The sequence below is a fragment of the Paenibacillus thermoaerophilus genome (assembly GCF_005938195.1).
In the GTDB taxonomy this organism is placed as follows: Bacteria; Bacillota; Bacilli; order Paenibacillales; family Reconciliibacillaceae; genus Paenibacillus_W; species Paenibacillus_W thermoaerophilus.
Map to the genome: position 1 here is coordinate 41,289 of NZ_VCQZ01000018.1, position 20,694 is coordinate 61,982.

Genomic DNA, 20,694 nt, shown 5'->3' on the forward strand with positions numbered 1-20,694 from the left:
AACTCGCTGATCTTCAAGAATGAGCCCCTCCGTTAAATAGCGGGAATGGGATGGCATCGTCCAACCATGAATGAGGTTACTGTGCATAATCGCCGGTGTAGTTGATCAGCGATACGTCGCTGACTCCGGCCAGTTCGCTGATTTTCTGCATGAAGGCCGTGTTGTCGTCCAACATCACGATCTCAATCGTAAGCTCGGTGAAGCCCTTGCGCACCGTCTTGGACTTCAGCTTTCCGTTCAACTGACGCAGCGCTGCGCGGAGCTGATCGGTTGCTTCCTCCGTATGGCGTACGATCAAAAGATAAGGCTGACCGCGAACCTTGCGCCGCGACAGCCAATACACGACAATTCCGATGGCAAGCGAACCGCCGACCGCCAACGGATACATTCTCGCCCCGCAGGCGATCCCGGCCGATATCGACCAGAACATATAGACGATGTCGAGCGGATCCTTGACCGCGGTCCGGAAACGGACAATACTGAGCGCGCCGACCATGCCCAGCGAGAGCACGATATTGGTGCTGATGGTCATGATGATAAGGGCCGTAATCATCGTCATCAGGACAAACGACACATTGTAGTTATAGCTATATACCACCCCCCGAAATGTCCGGTGATACAGCATGTAGATAAACATGCCGATCAGAAACGAGAAGGTAAGCCCCAGGATCATGTCGATATAGGACACGTTCCGGAAAGATTCCAGATGCAGGAAGCTTTTTTTGATAATATCCTGAAAATTGATTACATCATTCATACCGCACCTCAACCTTTTTCTTTGAAATGCAACAGGCGAATCTCCCGGCAAATCACATATTTGGAAATCGACGACCGCAGATGGCTTACCGGCTGGATCAACTGGCGGATCATATCGGGCAGGAAGGAGTCGAATTTCACTTCCATAATCGTCCGCGTTGCGGGGATCGCTTCTTGCAGCGACAAATGCTCGTCGAAGAGATCGGTGGTGTTGATCCCCGAGGACAGCTTCTTGTCGAAGGTAATCCGCACGTTGCCGTATTCGTAAACATAAGCCTCGCGCCAATAGTCGACAATGGCCGTCGGACGGAATGCCCGATACGCAAGCGCCGCATGGAAATCGCGCAGCAGTTCGGAATCCCGCTGTTTAAGCGCCTCGCAGTCCCCCGCCCGAATTCGCTCGTATTCTTCTCTGCTGATTCGCACGGATTCTTTGCAGACGAAGTCGCCGCGTTTGCTTTTGCGCTCCAGGTTGATCACATCGTCGCTTCCGTTGTAGATGCGGATACGGTACTTCTCTCGGCTGAATATGCCGTTATTCTTGTCATACAGCGCATGGTCGTGCGGACCGTCGAAGTACAGACTGCGGATGCAGTAGCCGTCCGGTTGAATCGAATGCGAGTCCATCGGCAATACGGCGGATATGCGGGAGCGGATCGACAAATAGTCGTGCACATGAAGATAGTATTTGTGCTCCGTGCGGAACGTCCGCTTGCTTTTGTGCACTTACTTCACCTCGAATTCCCTCATGCCGAAGTGATATTCTCCGTCCCCGTCCAAATAATAATCGAACGAATTCTGTTCGTGGCCGCCGCTATCGCGAACCGTCACCTTCCAGTAATACATGCCGGCGGGTAGCGCGGGGATCTCCAGCCGATTCTCCTTGAGGCCGGATTTGCCGGCCACGACCTGGGTGAACCGGGGATCTTTGGAAACCGATACGTCATAAGCAAGCTCGTCCCCCTGCAAGTCGAACGCAAGTCCCCACGTGAATATTAACTTGCCGTCCTCCTGCACGACATCGTCCTGATAAAACGGCTTGGGCTTCTCCAGGTCCTCCAGGAATCGGGCCAGCGCTCGTTCAGGCGTGTCGGCGATCGTCTGCAATTCCTTCTTGAAGTCCTGATTTCGTCCGGGCAAATAATTCATGTCGGGCTGCCGGTACAAAAAGGGCTCCACTACGCGGCTGTAGCTGTCCAATAGCCGCATAATGTTCTCTTTGTTGATGATCTTGGCAAGCTCGTTCATCTTATCCTTCAGTTGCTGCACATGCGACATATCGCGGAAATAACGGTTATGCAGCACCGAACCCCAATAGTTGCTCAGGCCGTTCTGGTACGGATGAAGGCTGGTATTGTTGCGCTGAAGCTCCCAGGCGCCGTCATAGTCCCACGGGAGAAAATACCACTTGTCCGAATTAAGAGGCGAGTACAAATAAAAGTTGTTGGCGTCCGTATCCATATTATCCATAAGGATATTGGCTGCCGTCCAGGTCAAGAAATTGTCCAAATCAAAATGCTTTTGGATAACCGTCTCAATCGAAATCGCGGGATTGTTCACATCCTCCAGCATGCGGATCAGCTTGTCGTGATCCTCGCGTCCCTTGATCTCCAGAATTTGTTCGAAGGCCTTCTTGTCGTAGTCCGGATCGTCAATTTGCTTGATCTTGTCCGGGTATCGCTGGAATTCGAAAAACACCACCTTGTACAAATACCCGTTCGGGTCCAGCATATGGGATTGCAAAAACCGTCTGTTCGGTTGTTCGACATGGGTATACAGACCGTAATCCTCATAAGCGGCCGACGGGTTATTGCCGGTCGTCAAGTCCTTGACGTACAAGTGTATGAATTGGGTGCGCAAGCTCGAAATATCCGGGATTCGCTCGAACAGGTCGAAGCTTAACTTGTTTCTCAAACGGGACAAATCGCTCGAATGCTTGTTCAAATTCAGCGTACGCTGATCGAGCCATAATCCCGCCTCTTCATTCAGCTTGATCCGGTACGATTTCTGCGGGGCGTACCAGGCCGTACTGCCCCGCAGCGTAATGCTTGCATTGGCTTTTTCTTCGCCGTAACCGAACATGCCCGGCTTCGGACCGCTGCCGTCGGCGGCTCCCTCCTGCACGATGATGTCGAGCTTGCCGTCTTCCATTCGGGAAGGAAGGCGATTCAGGCCATACCAGTCAAGAGGCTGGCCGCTGCCGGATTTGTCCGGCAAGATCGTGATATACAGCGTCTTCAGCTCGTTATCCGTATCCCGCTCGTAGACCCGTTTATCCTCTGTCAGCCTGTCTCCCGAACCCGTCGCCACACGTACCGGCGGCGGGTCATCGTCGTCCGCTCCGCTCTCCTGTCCGTTTGCCGAACAAGCCGCCAGAATCAGGGGCAGCAGCAGCAGGACGGACAACGTGGCTCGCGGCTTTTTGAAGAACGTTTTTTTGCGTGTCGCTTCGCTTTGATTGATCGGCTGGGAACAGAATGTAAAGTAATCAATATTCCGCAGCACATACAGCAATCGGGCGCTTGCCGCGGCCAGCGAGAGGAATGAAGCGGCAAACATGCCGAGCCCGTCATAACCGAGCCGCATCGTGAAAACGGTCAAGCCCATATTCAGGACGACGAACAGCCCTCCGATCAGCAGGACGCCCTTGCGGTCGTCAAAATACATCAGGATATGCGTCAACACGAACAGCACGATGTAGAAGAAATAAGCCAGCACCAATATGTTGAACAGGTCCAGTTGCGCCATCGTGAACCCGATCTTGGGCAAAAGCTTGTTGCCGAGCGCCAGCGCGAGCACGGTGAACACAAGCTGCACTTCCAACAGGAAGCTGATCTCGCGCATGAGCACCTTCTGCATCGTACTGCGGGCCGAACGGATTTCGTCGATCGTCCCTTCGTTCAGGACATTGACGTAGTAGGATCGGAACTTCTCGTAGAACGACGTCTCCACTGACACGACAAATGTCACGAGCGTCGGCATTACGCTGATAAAGGCATAAAATACGGGCAAATCGAAAAACGGCATCACGCGGAAACGATCGGCGATCGTCACGCCGTCCGCTCCAAACCAATAGACAAAATTATGCAAGTATACGCCCGAATAAACGAAGCAACCGGCGAAAAACAGCGAAGGGTACTTGCGAAAATAAGCTGCGAATTCAAAATAATGCTCCGCCTTTCCACGCGGAAAACGCTGTTCGAAGTGCCGGAACGACAGCACGGCAATGACGAAAAATCCGATATCGATGCCGGCCAGCGCCGCAGTTGTCGGTTGCAGTTCCGTCAGGAGGAACAGCAGCCAACCGATTAATAAGGAAACCGCCGCGCCGATCACAAAGCCGCGGACGATGCGAATGTAATCTTTGAGGGCGGACAGATATACCCCTTGCAGCCAAATGACGACCAGTTCCATAAAAAACAAGTAAGCCGCCAACTTGTACAGCGGCCCCGCAGACACGCCGCCGACAAACAACCAGGCAACCGCGCCGGTCAGCGGAAGCATGACGATGAGTGAACCGTAATAGGACGACATCAGCCGGTCGTATTTCTTCTGATAGATCATATCCGCCACGTAACGGGTCAGCACCATCGAGATCCCGCTTGTCGACACAATCGAGAATACGAAGCAATATGAAACCGTCGCAATATACAACTCCCACTCGGTGTAGCTGTTGTCATAATACTTCATAATGCCGCGCAAGCCGGCAATCAGGAACATGCACAGGATCATCGGACCCACCGTTGTAAGCGACGAGTAGGCATAAGCTTTTACATTGTGAACGAGACCTTGTTCGCGAAACAGCTTTCTCAATTCGAAACCGATACCGGCCACTGGCTCTCACCTCCCATCACCGCGTACAATTGCCGATAACTGGCGATCACATCCGTCTGGCGGTAATTTCGTTCCACGCGCTGCAGCGCATTGCGGCCCATCTCCTCGCGAAGCTCCCGGTCCTTGCATAGCCGGATTGCCGCTTGGGCGATCTGCTCGGCATGCATAACGGGCACAATCCACCCTGCGGGTCCGATGCCGTCATCCAGTCCGTACAGCAGCTCTCTGCAACTGCCTACGTTAGTCGCGACATAAGGCTTGGAGCTTGCCATTCCCTCCAGAATCGCCAACGGCTGCCCCTCGCTGATGCTCGTCAGCAGGAGAAGATCCATACGGCCGAGATAATCCTTGATCGACACCGAGCCGGTAAAATGCACATCCGTCAGCTCCAGCGCCTCGGCCAGCCGCAAACATTCCTCGTAGTATGGTTCGTCCTCTTCGTACGGCCCCATGATATAGAACTCGGTCTCGGGAACCTCGCGCTTGATCAACGCCATGCTCTGCAGCATCGTTTTGATATCCTTGATCGGCACGACCCGCACGATGGCGCCGATCCGGATCTTGCCGTCCTGCGGTCCGGCGGGCAGATCGCGATAGTCTTCGGTATTCACCCCGTTCGGGATGATGTCGATCTTAGACGCATCGCATCCGAGCTCGATCTGAATCTCGCGATTGCGGCTGAAAAGCGTTGTGACGCGGTCCGCCGCTTCATATGCGCAGTTGGACAGCCTGTAAAAATATTGAATCCACAGATCCTTGAAGTAGCCTCGTACCCAGTCCGCCTTAATAATCTCCTCTTCCCGCTCCCTCGTATAGATCCCATGCTCCGTAAGCAGCAGCGGGCTTCCATGCACATGCTTGGCCAGCGCCCCTACGATCCCCGCATACCCTGTCGATACGCTGTGGTACAGATCCGCGCGGGGAAGGTCGCCCCTGATCGTCATGAACAGCGGCAAAATCATCGACCGAACCGTCCAGAACATCTCGGTGAACGGAACCAGCGGATAGTGGGTACTGCACAGCTCTTCCAGCAGATCGAAAAAATCCTTGCTCGACAGGAAATCCGCCGCATTGCGGAACTGCCGTCCCCTCAACAGCTCGAATAGCGCGTTCCAATCGATTCGATAGTCCGCACCAAGAAGCGCCTGCATATTCCGTTTCTGCTCCGGCGAGATGTGATAGCGTCTGCCCCAATCGCCTTCTTCCTCCAGGTAGACGTCCAGAAACGTCTCCCGCACTTCGACGACATTGGGCGGCAGCGTATACTTGAATTGGCCTCGCAGCTTGCTCTGCGCGCCGATCGTATAGATAACGAACTCGTGCTCGGGCATCTGCCGCACCAGATTATGGACCCAACTGGATACACCGCCGGTTACATAGGGATACGAACCTTCCGCGATGATACAGATTCTCATGGTATCACCCCCCTAATCCAATCGAAAATCGGGGCCCGTGTACGGTAACCAGATACGTGTCCTCGTCGATCTTATTTACCGTACAGCCGGACTGCTTCGCGATTTTGCGTTCCGAGCGCAAGATGAAATACAACGGACTGACATAGCGTTCTGCCGTTCCAGCGATCTCATCGGCGGTCTGCTCGATCGATACGTCCGAATACAGCGAAGCGACCATGTCGAACCCGGCTTCGGTCGAAGTCATAGAGCGAAGCCACGGATATGTGTGATCCAACCGCTCAAGCATGGCCGAGAAATCTTCATACAGTTGCGCCCACGTCTGATTGCGGCTCCTCGTCTCGTCCAGCAGATCGTCGGGATGAAGGAAGTGGGAGAAGAACCCGAGCGAAGTAATCGCGTTCGCTTCCAGCCATCGGGTATAGGGCGACTCGAAATATCCGGATGTGATCCTGGGCATTTCGATGATGCCGTCCTCTGCCAGCCCGTATTCCTGCACGTATGCGCGTCCCGAATAATCGGTGTCGTACAGGGAGGCGATCACAGCAAGGTTCGGCCATGCCGCTTTCAGCGCCTCGCGCCCTTCCTTCGACAGCACATTAGACGGCGGCACATACGACATCGCCTTGTAATTCGGAAAAGCCGTCTCCACATAACTCAGCACTTCCCGGATGGACAGCTCCATCTCCCGTGTGCCAGGCCATACCTTGTAACCGAAGTAGCCGGCATTGTCCGCATCCATCTGCAGAGATTGGTGATTGAAGCCGTGGATCGCAACTTCGCCGCCGCTCTTGATCACTTCGCGGCCGTAAGCGATCAGTTGATGGCGTTCTTCATCCTCCGGGTCGTGAAAAGGCGGAACAACATTATCCTGGTAAGACTGGATGACGGCCGCCGTATATTTGATATGATGCCGGCTTGCCGCCTTCAGCATATCCGGCCACCAGATATTCTGGAAGAAACCAGGAATATCCAACCCGTATTGCTTGTAGAGAGACGCATCGAGACCTTTCCTGATCGGCGCCGGAAAATCGTCGATATAGAAAACTTTGGAGTTGAAAATCGGGTAGAGAAAGTCGTTCTTCAACAGACTGATTACCCCTGTGATCAGACCTCTGTTGCCTTTCTGATGAAGCACATTTCCGTTGTAAACGGCGAACACTCCCTCCCCGTACCGCCGCTTCCAGATGAGGGGGATGCCTTCGATGCTCTGGGCCAGCAGCTCGGACTCCTTGTCGATCTCCACGGGACTGGATACATGGATCAGGAAATCTTCTCCCGTCTTAAGCCCCTTCTCCCCGATCAGAACGTTGGATGTGAGATGAATCCCGGATGTGAGCTGTCCGTCATCGAACGATAAAATACCGAGCTTTCTGTATAGTTGCTTGAAATAATCGCCGTTCTCCGGCATCTGCATAAAAAAAACCGCGCCGCCTCCGTAGACGTAATCCTCCAACCGGGAGCCGTTACGCAATGCATCCAAATCGCCGGTCGCTATCAACACAACCGAACAACCGCCGTAATCGAGCTTTTGCGCGGCGAGATCAAACGAAACCGCCTGCCGTTTCATGTAGGCGAGCGTACGGATGGTATTGTCACGTAGCTTCATGCTTTGGTCGTCGGTGGATTTATAGGCTATGCAATAGTTCCCGGACGTCAGCGGCTTGACGGTTTCTCCCGACACTTGCGCGATCAGATCCTTGTAACGCTCCACCGCTTGTTCCTTTTGGCTGAACTTGAGGATGAACTCCGATCTGGATAACTGGATCAATGCGGCAAGCGCCAGGATAAACAAGATAATGATGTATACGTTACGCTTGAACCGGATTGCCTGTTTCATGTTATGCTCCTTCCGACCAGAACCGGACGATCGTCAAGGCACGATTGGACAGGCGCACCGGGGTTTGCTTCAGCTTGCCGATTGTTTCACACAACTTGGACGGCGACTTCGTCACGTAGTAAACCTGAATCAGACTCAAGTACGCTTCCTCGCTCATCGGATGCTTCTCGATGTATTGGATGCCGGTAGATTCGGCATCGGACAGAAGGCCGAGCTCAAGCTCGACCCCCACTTTCTCTTGATAGGCCCATTCGGAATCGGGTCCACCCGTCTGAGCGGTCAGATTGCGCAAAACGTCGAGGTACTCATAGCGATACTTGATCAGAGTGCGCTCGTCCATAAATCCGCTGCGGATGTAGCCCTTTAAGACTTCGGCATACGTCCGCGCCAGATAGACGTCGTCTTTATGGTTCTCGTACTTGACCGATAAATCCTGGAGCGCAATCAGCAGCTTGCGCTTGACCTCCATGATGGCGCTGACGGCGTAATGGGATGTCTCCGTATCCTCGTTGCTTACGGCTCGCTGCAGAATCTCCACGTAACGGGTAGCGTCTTGCTTGAGGACATCGATCATAACCCGGCGCCGGTCTTGATGTTCGCTCACAAGCAGCGCATCTTCGATCGGGATTACATCGAGTTCCTTCGACGGCCCGACTCGGGCGTAGAGCCCGAACGAACGGCGTTGCTTATGAACTTCATGCTGCCGATTGACGTAATCGTCGAACCTCTCCTTGGGTTCCCGTCGAAAAGCGTCCGGCCAAAACAACGGAAAAAGCCATCCGATGACCGGGAATACCGCAACGAGAACGAACCGCAGCAGCCACTCTCTCTTCGAATTCCGGTACCGTATAGCCAACAGGGACGCCGCTACAAAAACATAAATCATATATCCGATGACCCACATGCCCTAAACCGCCTCTTTTACTTCGCCCAAGATAATGCCTCTTTCCGCGAAGCGCTCGATCACGCGGCTTGCATCCTCCGGGTTCGTATTGGAGAGGAGGACGAGCAGTCTCTGCTTCTCGTCCAATCCCGTGTAATCCGTCTCACGGAGCATTCCCTCGATCTGATTCGCCGTCTCAAACAGCAGGTCGCCGGGAATTTCGCCCCGCAGCAGCAGGAAGGGAGTCCGATACTGCTCCATCGCTTGTTTCTTCGCCCTCATAATCTCCCGGAAGGCTTCCGGCCGCAGCAGAGACGTGCCTTCGACATAACGCTGGTTCTCGGTCGCTTCCATGTATGCGAAGGCCTTCGTCAAAGCCGAAGACACGAGGTCGCACGTAATCTTGAACAGATTCTGGTGATAGAGCGAAAATTTATCGAACGGCAATCCGTCAATCGCAACAACCGCCCCGATCTGATCCCGATAATAGAGGGGCGCGCACATAAGAGGCCGGTCGGGGCTTAGCTGCTTGTTAACATACAGCTTCCCGTCCTGCAGCACCATGGCCATATCCTCGCGCTCCTCAACCTTGAGCGACCGGACCGCTTGGTTCGTTCCGGCGTGTGCGACGAGGCGCAGATACGCGCGGTTGCGATTGACGACGTAAATCGAAACTTCCGACGCCTGCGTAACGGATCGAACGACGTTGACCGCCGCATGGAACACCTGTTCGGGCTCCAGACTCTCCAGTTCCTTGGTGACGGAGTAGATCTTGCCGTAGCTGTCGCCCATATTCAGAATCCGCTGCTGCAGCTCGTCCTTCACCTCCCGCACCTCTTCGTAGATCCCGCTCAGAAACTCGTACTTGCCCTCGACTTCCTGAAGCTGCTGCTGTTGCTGCTGAATTTGGGCGTTTTTACGCTCGATTGTATAGCCGACGACCAACCCGATGAACAAGTAGATCGCGACTCGGAAGAAGAAGTCGGGATCGTACATCAGAGCAACCAGTTCACGCCCGCCCAGCGTCTTATGGTAGACGAACAGCCCGGTCGACAACAAGACGGCCAGAATCGATTGGCGGTTGCCGTACATAATGCCCATAATCGTAATGTAGAACAGCTTCACATCGATCGTGCCGTAGGAGCTGTATTGCTGGCCGAGCGTCAGCCATGCCGTAAGAAGGAAGGCCAGCAGGTTCTCGGCATAAGGCAACAGTCGCCTGAACACGGAACGGACAGCGGGCGCAGCCGCGGACTGCACCTCGGCAGCGGCTTGCGCCTGCTGCGTCTCCGCCTGCTGCTGCCGTACGGCGTACTCGTATGTTCGTTTAAGACCCTCTCTGATCCCGTAGATAGGCGACCAATCGAGGTCGCGCTTGACGCTGGCGTTGTCCAGTACAGACTGGCCGATGTCTCCGGGACGCCTGTCGTTGTAAACGACCTCTCCCATATCCCGCAATTCCTTGAACGCGTCTATAAGCTCGTTAACGCTCGTGCCCATGCCCGTCGACAGGTTATATGTCCCGGCAATTGGCGAAAGCGAAGCCCGATAGATCGCATCCGCAATGTCCTCTACATAGATGAAGTCTCGCGTCTCGCTGCCGTCCCCATAAACGTGAAGCGGCTTTCCGGACAGCGCTCCGTTCAGGAACGCGGAGACGACCCCGCTTCGTTCGGATTGTCGCGGACCATAGGCGTTCGAGATGCGGAAGACAATCGTCTGCAGACCGTACATCTCGCGCCACTTGCCGCAGTATATCTCCCCAATCCACTTGGCGAGCGCATAGGGCGAAGCCGGGGTGCAAGTCTCCTCCTCCCGGATCGGCACATTTGTCTTCTCGCCGTATACATCAGCGCTGGAGGCGTAAATGAACTTGGGTACGTTATACTTTACTGACAGATTGAGCATGTTGATGAGGCCGAGCAGATTCGTCTCCGCGTCCCGGACCGGGTTCGCGCGAGCAACCTCGGAGCTCGTCTGCGCCGCCAGATGCACGACAACGTCGAACTTGCCCATACGGAAAATTTCCTCGCACTTGCCATCTTGGACAGACAGCTTGTACCCTTTGTGCTTGAAGGTGATCCGACTCGCGTTCCCGGTCGACAAATTGTCGATGATGTATACTTCGTACCCTTCCTTATGGAACCTGTCCGCCACATGGGAACCGATGAAGCCGTATCCCCCCGTTATCAATACATTCATTGTCCATCACCGTACATCCCGAAACTATTAGGAATAATTACCCAAGAGGTTCTAGTCGATTTTCGGAAGAATTAGGTTATAACTCCCATGATAGCACATGAACTAGTGCCTATCTAGGCAAAAAATCAATGAATTATAAGGGAATCAGGTCAGTCGCGTTAACTCCCGTTACTTGTCGATCAGGTATCATTCCTGCGCAACAAGAAACGGCCTCGGTATCCTTGTCGCAAGGATGCCGCGCCGTTTCACGTCACCGCCATAATTGCAATTATTGCAGCGTATAGGCCGCCATGTCGCCGCTGACCGGCAGTTGGGTCAAGCGGTTGTCGTCCTTATGGACGCCTATCGCAATCGGGGAGCCAATCCGTACACCCAGTTCGCTCAATGGCACAGCCGCCTCGATCAAGTCGTCCCGTTCGAGCCACCACTGAGCCCGCTTCAAGTTCGAGATTTGCCGCCAGGACCAGTTCGAGCCCTTGCCCGTATAGCGGTAGAGCCTTCCGTACTCGAGCAGATATTCGGCTCCGCCGGCGACCAAATCGGAAGCCGTGTACCCGGTCGCCGCGCTGCCGTCGGTATTCAGATAAATTTGCGTCTTGGTAAGCAAGGCGCTGCCTTCAACCAGCAGATAGAGGTACTCGCTATCGTTATCTACTTTAAGCAAGCGAGGGTTCGACTCGCTGCGAACAAGCGGCTCAATGCCGGCCCAATCCTCCGAAGATCCGTCCAGCACGATCCCCGGGGCCGGGGCCGGCAACTCCGGTTCTCCCGGCTGAACTGCACCTCCTACTTTCAGCGGAGTACTTCCTCCGGGCAGTTTGTGAGAGTAGGAGTCTTTCCAGACATAGCCCATATCAACCGGACCGTTCCCGTTCATCCCGAGATCCGACAGATCGATGGATACTTCGACTACGGTTGATGTCGCCACGAATTTTCCCGACTTCCTGTAAGAACGTATTTCCGTCCATCCCCAATTCGTGCCGCCCTCGCCGCTGTAGCGGTACAACACGCCGTTCTCCAGCAAGTAGTCCGCTCCGATTCCGTTCCAGTAAGGCGCTTGGAACCCGGTCTCCGGATTGCCGTCGGTATTGAGATAGAGCTGCCCCTTGTCGCTGAGCAGATTACCGGTTACGAGCACATACAGTTGTCCTTCCGCGATTGCGGATTTGACCGATCGGACATTGGAGTGCCCGACGGCCAGTTCCGCAACCCCGTCCCAATCGGAGAAGTCGCCGTCCACTGTGAAGCGTCCACCCGTATCGGTCGGCTCCGGGTTCGGATTCGGCTGCGTTTCCGGTATCGGCCCCGGTGCCGGGGACGGAATCGGCTGAGGCTCAGGGGACGGGCTCGGCTCCTGCTGGGCGGGCAAACTGTCTCCTCCGTACTCGGCCGCTCCGATATCGACAGCCGTCTGTACGATTCGGTTTTGTCCGAAGAAGTCGTAATCCGTACGGGCGGCATAAACATCCGCTCCCCGGTCGATAGCGGGAGACCCTTCCGTGAGCCGAATATCTTGACTCCGATCGGCCAGCTTCGGATCGGCGAAGATCGAATTCCCGTCATGCCCCGTCGCTTGCTTGTAAGCTTCCCAGGTTTTATACGTCTGCCCCTGCCAGCTCCAGGATACTCCGTCCGCGCCATCCGGTCGATAATACAGATTGTAATCGAACCGGTTCCCCGAGCCGCTTATATTGTACTTACTGACAAACGGCTGACCCGCCATGCCATAGATCAGATTGTTGACGATGATATTGCCGGTGCTGTTCTCCTGGATGGCGATCTCTCCGTAGCCCTGACGGCGCTGGTCGTTCTCGATCAACGTGTTGTTGGCGATCAGATTGTCCGCGGCCCCTCCGTTCGAGGGCGAAGAGCCGCCGATGATAATCCCGGCGCCGTCGTTGTGGTGAAGATAGTTGCTGCGTACCGTTATCCGGCTCGTCGTCTTGCCGCGATTCTCACTGGCGATCTCGATTCCGAAGCCGCTGCGGTAGACCTGGTTGCGCTCGATGACGACATTCGCCGCACCGTCCGCGTAGATGCCTCCTGCGCTGTTAGAACCGCCGCCGTAAGCCGGATTATCGGACGAATCGATATTGTAGACCGTATTACCCGCGACGATACCGTTCCGCGCCTGGTCAATGCACGGCAACGAGCAGGCGCCGTAGTATCCGGCAATGTCGATGCCGATATTGTTGTTATCGTGAATCACATTATTCTCGACGACGAAGCCGTCGATATTGCCGCTCAGTGTCAACGATTCGCTGGAGCCTAGCACCAGATGATGAACCCGGTTGCCGCTGACCCGGACATTTTTAAGCGAAAGCGCCGAGTTGCCGTACACATGAATGCCGTGCGCATTGCCTCCGCTAGACACGTTCTCGATATGATGCACGTCATTGTTCAGGATATGGATATTCGTGCCTCCATATTGCACCCGGATTCCCGCCGGGTACTGGTCGTCTTGGGAAGAGCGCAGATTGCGAATCTCGAAACCGTCGACGACGACGAAGCTCACCCCTCTCAACTGGACGAGCGCGCTCTCACCGCCGGACAGGTCCAGTTCCGATCCGTCAATTACAGGACGTTCTCCGGGGTACGCCTGGAAGACGATATACCCGTCTGCCGCAGAACCCGATGAACGGATCGACACGAACTCCTTGTACACGCCTTCTCTGACCAGTACAGTCTCCCCGGCAATCAGCGTGTCCGCCGCTTTCTGGATCGTCCGCCAAGGCGCGTCCTTCGTCCCCGGGTTGCTGTCGTTCCCATCCGAAGCGACGTAGTAGACCTTGCCGGGGGCCTGGTAGCCGGAAAATGCTGATAACGGCGCGGAGACGCTCAAGATCATGATCGTCATCAGCAGCAGGAATCCTGCTTTCATCATACGGACGTGATCAAGCCGCTTTATCAACTTGGTCGCCTCCCGGCCCTCTCAGATCTGAGTTGTCCCATTATATCATAAATTATCGAGAAGCCTGAGTGCCATTTCAAACTTCGACAGGTTTTGCTAACTCGATTGCTCTCGTTCCAAACCCTTCCAAGTCCAAGTATGATAAATTTAAAAGGAGGATTTGGGATTCGGCTCCATGCGTCGACTCCCGTTCCCTGTTCTTACGGCCAAGCCAGCTCGATGCCTTGGCGAACCAGCTCGCGCTGGAAGTCTTCCAACAGCTCCGGGCTGTTGCGCACTTCCCTCGGCTGTACGCCGCGGTCCAGACAATAGGAGACGAGCAAGGCGGCGGACTCGCCGATATTCCATTCCACCGGATGCAGCCGGTAGCAGCCGTTCGTAATATGGGTCGTCCCGATGTTTTTGCAGGCCGGGAGCAGGTTGTTCATCCGGACCGGGATCAGGCTGCCGAGCGGAATCTGGAACGGCAGGCTCGGAATGTCGATGTAATGCCGGCCGCCGCTGCTCGGGTGCAGATCGATATGGTAATAGCCGATCCCGACGGTGTCCGGATACGTCTGCGCCTTGCCGTCCGGTCTCGCGGCCGGGCTCAGATGCTGTTCCACGACGGTCGTCTCGGCCCGGATTCTTCTCGACTCCCGGATGTACGGGGCCATGGCGAGCCCGTCCTTCGTTCCTACGGCATCTTTGCGCAGCCGAAGTCCGGGATAGCCGATTCCTCCGTCCGGCCGGGGAGCTTCGGTCTGCATCCAATACAACAGCGACAGGCTGAGCTGCTTCGCCCGCTTCAGGTGCATGAGCCGCTCCTCCTCCGGCACATCGATGACCGGCCCGAGCCAGTAGTCGTTCTGCGGCCAATTCACAACGGTCATGTCGCTGGCGAACGTCCCGGGTTCGAACAAGCTTTTGTCGATAATGCGGCGGTATACCCACAGCGGAAACAAGTCGCCTCGCGGGAACAAGGTATATTCCCTCGGTTCCCGCGTGGACGGTTTGACCGCGGTCCAACTCAGCAGGCGGCCCGGCCAAAAATCCGCTTGGTAGCCGCGCCAAAATTCGTAATCCTCGGGCTTCTCAATCGTGTGGTCCTCGCCTTCCAGATCATCCACGACGAAACAGTAGGTGAACGCCTGCATATCCATCGGCAGAGCAGGCCCGTCCACCGCGTGCGGCTCGCCGGTGTCGCTCCTCGACTCGGCGCCCGTTACGTATTCCGTGCCCGTCAGCGGCAGGACGTCCCCGCAATCCGTCGCATCCAGAAAATAAGGCGCGCTTAAGACGAACCTCTCCCCGGATTCCACATGGCGGACGGTAACGGCCCGCACCCGGTCGCCGTCCGCTTCCGCGCTTTCCGCGCGCACGCCGTACAAAATGCGCAGCTTCCCGCTGTGGATGTACGGTGCGAGCATTTCGTGCAGGACGGCCAGCGCCGCCCTCGGCTCATGGCTGATCCGGCTGACAATCGCGTTGCCCGGATTCAGCAGAGGCTTGAGCCGTGCGTCCGCCGTCAATGGAAAATGCGTGCGGTAATATCGGCGGACTCCTTCCCGGAACTGCCGGTAACTGCGCGTGCAGCCGTGATGCTCGATCCATTGGTGCTCGTCGGGAGGGACCGCCTGGCTTGTCAGTTGCCCGCCGATCCACTCCGTTTCTTCCGTCATGACGACGGTTTTGCCGGTTCGGCATGCCGCCAGCGCGGCCGCGCATCCGCCGGTTCCTCCGCCCACGATGACCAAGTCTGCCCTGTACTCGCCGTTCATTTCCATTTTGCCCCCTGTTATAGATTCGATCGACCCTATATCGGCCGACCATATAGCGATAACCAAGCCTGCGATCAACTGAAATCGGACGGGCTTCGTCCCGTGTACTTCTTGAACACTCTGGCGAAATAGCTCGAGTCTTTGTAACCGAGGCGGTCCGCCACTTCGTACACCAGCGCCTGTTCGTTCTGAAGCAGGCTGATCGCCTTCTCCATCTTTTTCCTGAGGACGAAGTCGGAGAAGGCTTCGCCGGTCACTTCCCGGAACAGCCGGCTTAAATAGGAAGAATTGATGTGAATATGTTCCGCCGCATCCTCCCGGGTAATGTTGTCGAAAATATGCGCTTCGACATAGTCCATCACGGCCTCGATCAGCTTCACTTTGCGTCCTTTCCGGTATTTCTCGTAGCTCCGGCTCAACGCCTTGAACCGTTCGGTCAGCCAATCGCGCATGTCGTCCAGACTGGCGAATTGCTCGGGGGAGCGGAACAGCGCGTACTCCTTGTCGCTCAGCGCGGACCGGACGCCTTTGCCCAACCGGTGCGCCAACGACACATAAAGGCCGGCAAACGGAAAAAACAGTTCCTCCGGATACCGGTGAGGCGGATTCATCCGTTTGACCTTATGGAAAAATTCGTTAAAGATCCGCTCCAACTGGAGCTCGTCGTTTAATTCCACGCCATGCACAAGCAGCGCCAAATCCGAATCGGTCGGCAGCGGAAGCTGCTCCGAGGCGGGCGGGCCGAGATCGTCGACCAGCACGTGCCCGGAGCCAAGTGACAGCTTCAAGCGGAGCGCCTGCTGCGCTTCCCGGAACAGCTCGGGAACTTGCTCGAGCGGAAGGACACGTCTGCTTACGCCAACCGTAACCGACAGCTTCAGGAAGCGGACCGCTTCGTTTTTCGTCTTCTCGGCCCATTGCAACATGTCGTTTAACGTATGGCCCGCGGCGGTCTGATAGACGACAACCGTTTGTTGGCCGTTGCCCCGCATATGGGCCGCGCCGCATCGGCTCGACAATTCGGACACGATATTATGAAGCGCGAATTGATACAGGTGCAGGTCCTCCGGACGGACGGAACGGTCGGCGTCCAGCTCGAACACCGCAACCGACGCCGGATCGCCCGGCTTCAGCGGCAGGTTCAGGAAGGACATCTTTTCTTCCAATTGCTCCGCGGCATATTCCGTCCCGGTCAGCCAATCCTCCAGGAAGGCGGAACGCAACACGGGAAGCTGCCGCTCCATCTGTTCGCGCAACCGCTCCGTATCGTGATTGCGCTCCCGTTCTTTTATCCACGCCTCGCGAGCGGCCAGCAATTCCTCTAGCAGCAACTGCTTACCCACCGGCTTCAGCACGTAATTGCGGACGCCGAGGCGGATGCTCTTCTGCGCGTATTCGAACTCGTCATACCCCGTCAGCACGATGACGATCGTATTCGGCTGCTCCTCCAGCACTTTCTCCGTCATCGACAAGCCGTCCATAACCGGCATGCGCACGTCCACCAGAATCAAGTCGGGCTTGAACCGGCAGAACAACTGGTAGCCGTCGAGGCCGTTTTCCGCCGCCGCCACCAGCTCCATGCCGTGGGCTTCCCATTCCACCGCCTCGGAGAGCCCCTTGCGGACCCTCGGCTCATCTTCAACGATCATCACCTTCATGTTCATGCGGCCGTTCCTCCAAGCGCGACAAGGATATTCGAATCGTAACCGTCGTACCCTTGAAAGGTTCTCCGCTGATGTCGAACCGCATATCGTCCCCGTAGACGAGGCGAAGACGCTGGTACAAATTTTTTAATCCGTACGTGCGTCTGCCGATATCCTGACGCTGCTCGATCTCCGCTATCAACTCCCGCAGCTTGCCGGGCTCGATCCCGATTCCGGTGTCGGAAACCTCGAACACCGCCCACGGCCCGTCGGGGACGATCCGGATCGTCAGCTTGCACACATCGGCCAAAGCCTCCATCCCGTGCACGATGGCATTTTCCGCCAGCGGCTGCAGCATCAGCTTGATCACTTTTAATTCCATCATGGAATCGTCCGTCATCCACTCCACCGCAAATTTTCCGGTATGCCGGAATTGTTGGATGCGAATGTACGTTTTGAGATGCTCCACGGTCTCCCGGACGGTGACGAAGTCTTTTCCGCGGCTGAGGCTCAAGCGGAAAAACCGGGACAAATCGAGCACCATGTCGCTCACTTCCCGGTTGCCCGACTCTTCGGCCGCCCAGTAGATCGAATCCAGCGTATTGTACAGAAAATGCGGATTCATCTGCGATTGCAAAAGCTTCAATTCGACTTCTTTGTTGCGGAGCTCCTGCTCGTAGATCGCCTTCCGCATCCGTTGCTCGTTCACCATCATATCGTTGAAGCGCTGCTGCAAGTATCCGAGCTCATCCATGCGGGAGATCGGCATCGGCGTAAAGCCCGCCCCGCTCTCCACCCGGCGGATGCTGCCGATCAGTTGGCGGATGGGCGTGAAGATTTGCACGTACAGAATGGAAAACAACAGAAACGACACGAGAAATACGCCCGCGAGCACCACCATCACGAGCCGCTTCATCCGGTCGATATCCTTCATAATCTCTCGCTGCGGGATAAACATCGCCGTATTCCAGCCGGTAATCTCCGATTTCTCACCGGCCAGCAAATAGGGGGTGCCGCCGAGCGTCACGGTTTCGTAAACCGGGCCGTCCGCCCCGAAGTACGACACGGCCGTGCCGCTCCGGACGGCTTCCGTGAACGCTCCGGTTCCTTGATGGTAGACGACGCTGCCGGACTCGTCGAACACGACGATTCCCGTCCCGGGCCAAAGCTCGCTCTCGCCCGTCAACTGGCGGAATACGGAATTGGCCATGTTGATGAACAGCACGTCGGCCCCGTCTCCTTGCCACGCCGACCGCAGCAGCCGGGCGATCGTCAAGGTTAGGCCGCGGCTCTCCGAGTAGACCGGAGCCGTATAGTCCAGCCCCACCCCGACGTAAGGCGTTCCTTTGTAGGATTTCACGACTTCCAACCAGGAAGGCGTCACCCCGGAAGGAACGGAATAAATGCCGTCCTTGGTCGTCAGCGCCTTGTTCGAATATTGATTGTAGATGCCGATCGAATCGATATAGGGATTGATGACGGAAAACGATTTCAACGCATTCAGCAGCTCGATAAGCGGCCATAACGCGTTAGGCGACCGGAAATCGCGGTTGTCCCGCAGCAGTCTGAGCAAGCCGTCGTCGGCGGCAATCGACTCCGACAGCTTGATGGCGTTGCGCATGAACATGTCCACGTTGCCGGTTACGGTGCCGACCGCCTGTTGCGCCGACTGGCGGATTTTATCCTCCAGCACGTTCTGAAACCAGACGATAAGCGAAAAGGTGACCGCCGCGAAGAGAACAAGGCTGCCCACCACGAACATCATCAGCTTCGTCTTGATGGTGCGCTTTCCGATTATCGGAGTCTTGTTCGCTTTCACGTCAATCACCGTTTGTCATGTCTTTGGTATTACTTGCCTTTCCCAGTATACCATTGTTCGACTTCTTTTTGGATTTTTTCTCCGCCTTTTGCATTGTAATCCGAAACAAATTTGTCAAATGCGTCGATCGGGAGTTCGCCGATGATGATTTTGGTGAACGTTTCATCCCGCAATTTGCGCAGGGCGGACAAATTTTCGATCATCGAAGGCGTCGGCGCCCCTGTAAACGCGTTGGCGATGCCGTATTTCACGGAGAAGTTGATATTTTCGACGAGATTGAACTCCGCCCCGAGCGACTCCATCTTTTTCGTATTCAGTTCTTTTGGCTGCATGAACATCAGTTGTTGACGGTAGCCGTATTTGTTGTGGTTTTCGAAGTTGAGCTGCAGCTTGCCGTCTTTTTTCGTGTACATGAAGTTTTCGCCGTATTGGTCGAAGCCGAAGACGAACTTGTCGAGGTTCTCCTGGATGGCCAGCCAGTCGAGCATTCTCAGGACGGCATCGGGATTTTTGGACGCGCTCGTCACGACGGCGAACGATTTGTACAACGGGCCCCCCGCCACCCCTTGCTTGCCGTTCGGGCCGACCGGAGGCTCGATCACGATCCATTGGGCATTCGGATCGTTTTGCTTGCTGGTCAGGATCTCGCTGCGCGTCGCCGCCCACGACCCTTCGTACAAGCCGGCCTTGTTGTTGCTCACCTTCTCGTTGTACGCCTTCACTTTGGTCAGCGGCCATTCGTTGTCCAGCACTTTATCCTGATGCAGCTTGCGGATGTACGCAAGCGCTTCCTTCATCTCGGGCTGAATGTCCGATTGCACGATTTTGCCGTCTTTGACGATCCAATAATCCGGGATGACGCCGAAGGCGCCGAACAGACTCGACCAGCCTCTCATGCTGTCGTAGGCGATCATGCCGTACGTATCGGGTTTCCCGTTGCCGTCCGGATCGCTGTCGCGGAACGCTTTCGCTACCTTGACGAAATCATCCAGCGTTTTCGGCACTTCCAGCTTCAGCTTCTCCAGCCAGTCCTTGCGGATATAGATGTTATTCGTGCCGCGGTTTCCGTCGTTCAGAACGGGGATGGCGTAGATTTTGCCGTTGTATTTCGCCGCTTCCCAGGCTTCCGGGAACACATTGTTTTTCAAATTCGGATAATTGCCGATTTTGTCGTCCAGCGCCATCAGCGCGCCTTGTTTGGCGTTGTCCATCAGCCAAGCTTGGCTGGAGTCGGGGATAACGAAAAAGTCCGGAATGTCGCCCGAGGCGAATTTCAAATTCAGCTTGCTGATGAAATCTTCCGGCGTTGCCGGGCCGTATTCGATTTCGAGATCGATCTTCGTTTCTTTTTCCAGCAGCTTCGTCCACGGGTTGTCGTTGATCGTTTCGCCGTCGGGGAACTTCAGCCCGCCCATCATAAACACTTTGACGACAGGGGGTTTTTCTTCTTTGGGCGGTTGGGATTGTTCCCCCGCCGCCGGCGTTTCCCCTTCGGTAGCCGGGTTGCCCGAAGAGCAACCCGCGGCAAGCGACAAAACCAGCGCCGAAGCCGTGCACCAGGCTAACGTTTTTTTCATTGCCGTTTTCCCTCCCCTTTTTCGGTTTAAGCATACTTGATCGAAACTTCTGCCTTT

Annotated in this window: 12 protein-coding genes; all 12 read right to left on the reverse strand. The window is 55.7% G+C overall.

Going from position 1 to position 20,694, the window contains the following annotated elements; genetic code table 11:
- Window positions 1-76 precede the first annotated feature (76 nt).
- The 12 genes from FE781_RS12855 to FE781_RS12910 all read right to left on the reverse strand — a co-directional run bounded on the left by FE781_RS12855 (window position 77) and on the right by FE781_RS12910 (window position 20,637).
- The gene (locus FE781_RS12855) at window positions 77-757 is read right to left on the reverse strand and encodes a DUF4956 domain-containing protein (protein WP_138790036.1); all 681 of its coding nucleotides are present in this window, start codon (window positions 755-757) and stop codon (window positions 77-79) included.
- Between the two features lie 8 nt (window positions 758-765).
- Entirely contained in the window at window positions 766-1,482 is a 717-nt protein-coding gene (locus FE781_RS12860; RefSeq protein WP_138790037.1) for a polyphosphate polymerase domain-containing protein, read from the reverse strand.
- Entirely contained in the window at window positions 1,483-4,590 is a 3,108-nt protein-coding gene (gene pelG, locus FE781_RS12865; protein WP_138790038.1) for an exopolysaccharide Pel transporter PelG, read from the reverse strand. It abuts the gene before it with no gap.
- Window positions 4,566-6,005 carry a GT4 family glycosyltransferase PelF gene (gene pelF / locus FE781_RS12870; RefSeq protein WP_138790039.1) on the reverse strand — a complete coding sequence of 480 codons (1,440 nt, stop codon included), beginning with the start codon at window positions 6,003-6,005 and terminating at the stop codon, window positions 4,566-4,568. The genes pelG and pelF overlap by 25 nt, the downstream gene beginning before the upstream one ends.
- A 4-nt stretch (window positions 6,006-6,009) precedes the next feature.
- Window positions 6,010-7,842 carry a DUF2194 domain-containing protein gene (locus FE781_RS12875; protein ID WP_138790040.1) on the reverse strand — a complete coding sequence of 611 codons (1,833 nt, stop codon included), beginning with the start codon at window positions 7,840-7,842 and terminating at the stop codon, window positions 6,010-6,012.
- Window position 7,843: 1 nt separating this feature from the next.
- A complete protein-coding gene (locus FE781_RS12880; RefSeq protein WP_138790041.1) occupies window positions 7,844-8,746 on the reverse strand; it encodes a hypothetical protein in 903 nt (300 codons plus the stop codon).
- 3 nt (window positions 8,747-8,749) lie between these two features.
- Window positions 8,750-10,927 (reverse strand): NAD-dependent epimerase/dehydratase family protein, encoded by a 2,178-nt coding sequence (locus FE781_RS12885; protein WP_138790042.1) that lies wholly within the window; start codon window positions 10,925-10,927, stop codon window positions 8,750-8,752.
- A 268-nt stretch (window positions 10,928-11,195) separates the two neighbouring features.
- Entirely contained in the window at window positions 11,196-13,838 is a 2,643-nt protein-coding gene (locus FE781_RS12890) for a right-handed parallel beta-helix repeat-containing protein (protein WP_170209537.1), read from the reverse strand.
- Between the two features lie 200 nt (window positions 13,839-14,038).
- The gene (locus tag FE781_RS12895) at window positions 14,039-15,598 is read right to left on the reverse strand and encodes an FAD-dependent oxidoreductase (protein WP_138790044.1); all 1,560 of its coding nucleotides are present in this window, start codon (window positions 15,596-15,598) and stop codon (window positions 14,039-14,041) included.
- Window positions 15,599-15,672: 74 nt separating this feature from the next.
- Window positions 15,673-17,262 carry a response regulator gene (locus FE781_RS12900; RefSeq protein WP_138790045.1) on the reverse strand — a complete coding sequence of 530 codons (1,590 nt, stop codon included), beginning with the start codon at window positions 17,260-17,262 and terminating at the stop codon, window positions 15,673-15,675.
- A complete protein-coding gene (locus FE781_RS12905) occupies window positions 17,237-19,060 on the reverse strand; it encodes a cache domain-containing sensor histidine kinase (RefSeq protein ID WP_138790046.1) in 1,824 nt (607 codons plus the stop codon). The genes FE781_RS12900 and FE781_RS12905 overlap by 26 nt, the downstream gene beginning before the upstream one ends.
- Before the next feature lie 29 nt (window positions 19,061-19,089).
- Entirely contained in the window at window positions 19,090-20,637 is a 1,548-nt protein-coding gene (locus FE781_RS12910) for an extracellular solute-binding protein (protein WP_138790047.1), read from the reverse strand.
- Between the last annotated feature and the right edge of the window lie 57 nt (window positions 20,638-20,694).

Excerpts from the sequence above, each read along its gene's own strand:
- FE781_RS12875 (WP_138790040.1), bottom strand. The coding sequence starts at position 7,842 with ATGAAACAGGCAATCCGGTTCAAGCGTAACGTATACATCATTATCTTG.
- FE781_RS12900 (WP_138790045.1), bottom strand. The coding sequence starts at position 17,262 with ATGAACATGAAGGTGATGATCGTTGAAGATGAGCCGAGGGTCCGCAAG.
- FE781_RS12885 (WP_138790042.1), bottom strand. The coding sequence starts at position 10,927 with ATGAATGTATTGATAACGGGGGGATACGGCTTCATCGGTTCCCATGTG.
- FE781_RS12910 (WP_138790047.1), bottom strand. The coding sequence starts at position 20,637 with ATGAAAAAAACGTTAGCCTGGTGCACGGCTTCGGCGCTGGTTTTGTCG.
- FE781_RS12880 (WP_138790041.1), bottom strand. The coding sequence starts at position 8,746 with ATGTGGGTCATCGGATATATGATTTATGTTTTTGTAGCGGCGTCCCTG.
- FE781_RS12895 (WP_138790044.1), bottom strand. The coding sequence starts at position 15,598 with ATGAACGGCGAGTACAGGGCAGACTTGGTCATCGTGGGCGGAGGAACC.
- FE781_RS12855 (WP_138790036.1), bottom strand. The coding sequence starts at position 757 with ATGAATGATGTAATCAATTTTCAGGATATTATCAAAAAAAGCTTCCTG.
- pelF (WP_138790039.1), bottom strand. The coding sequence starts at position 6,005 with ATGAGAATCTGTATCATCGCGGAAGGTTCGTATCCCTATGTAACCGGC.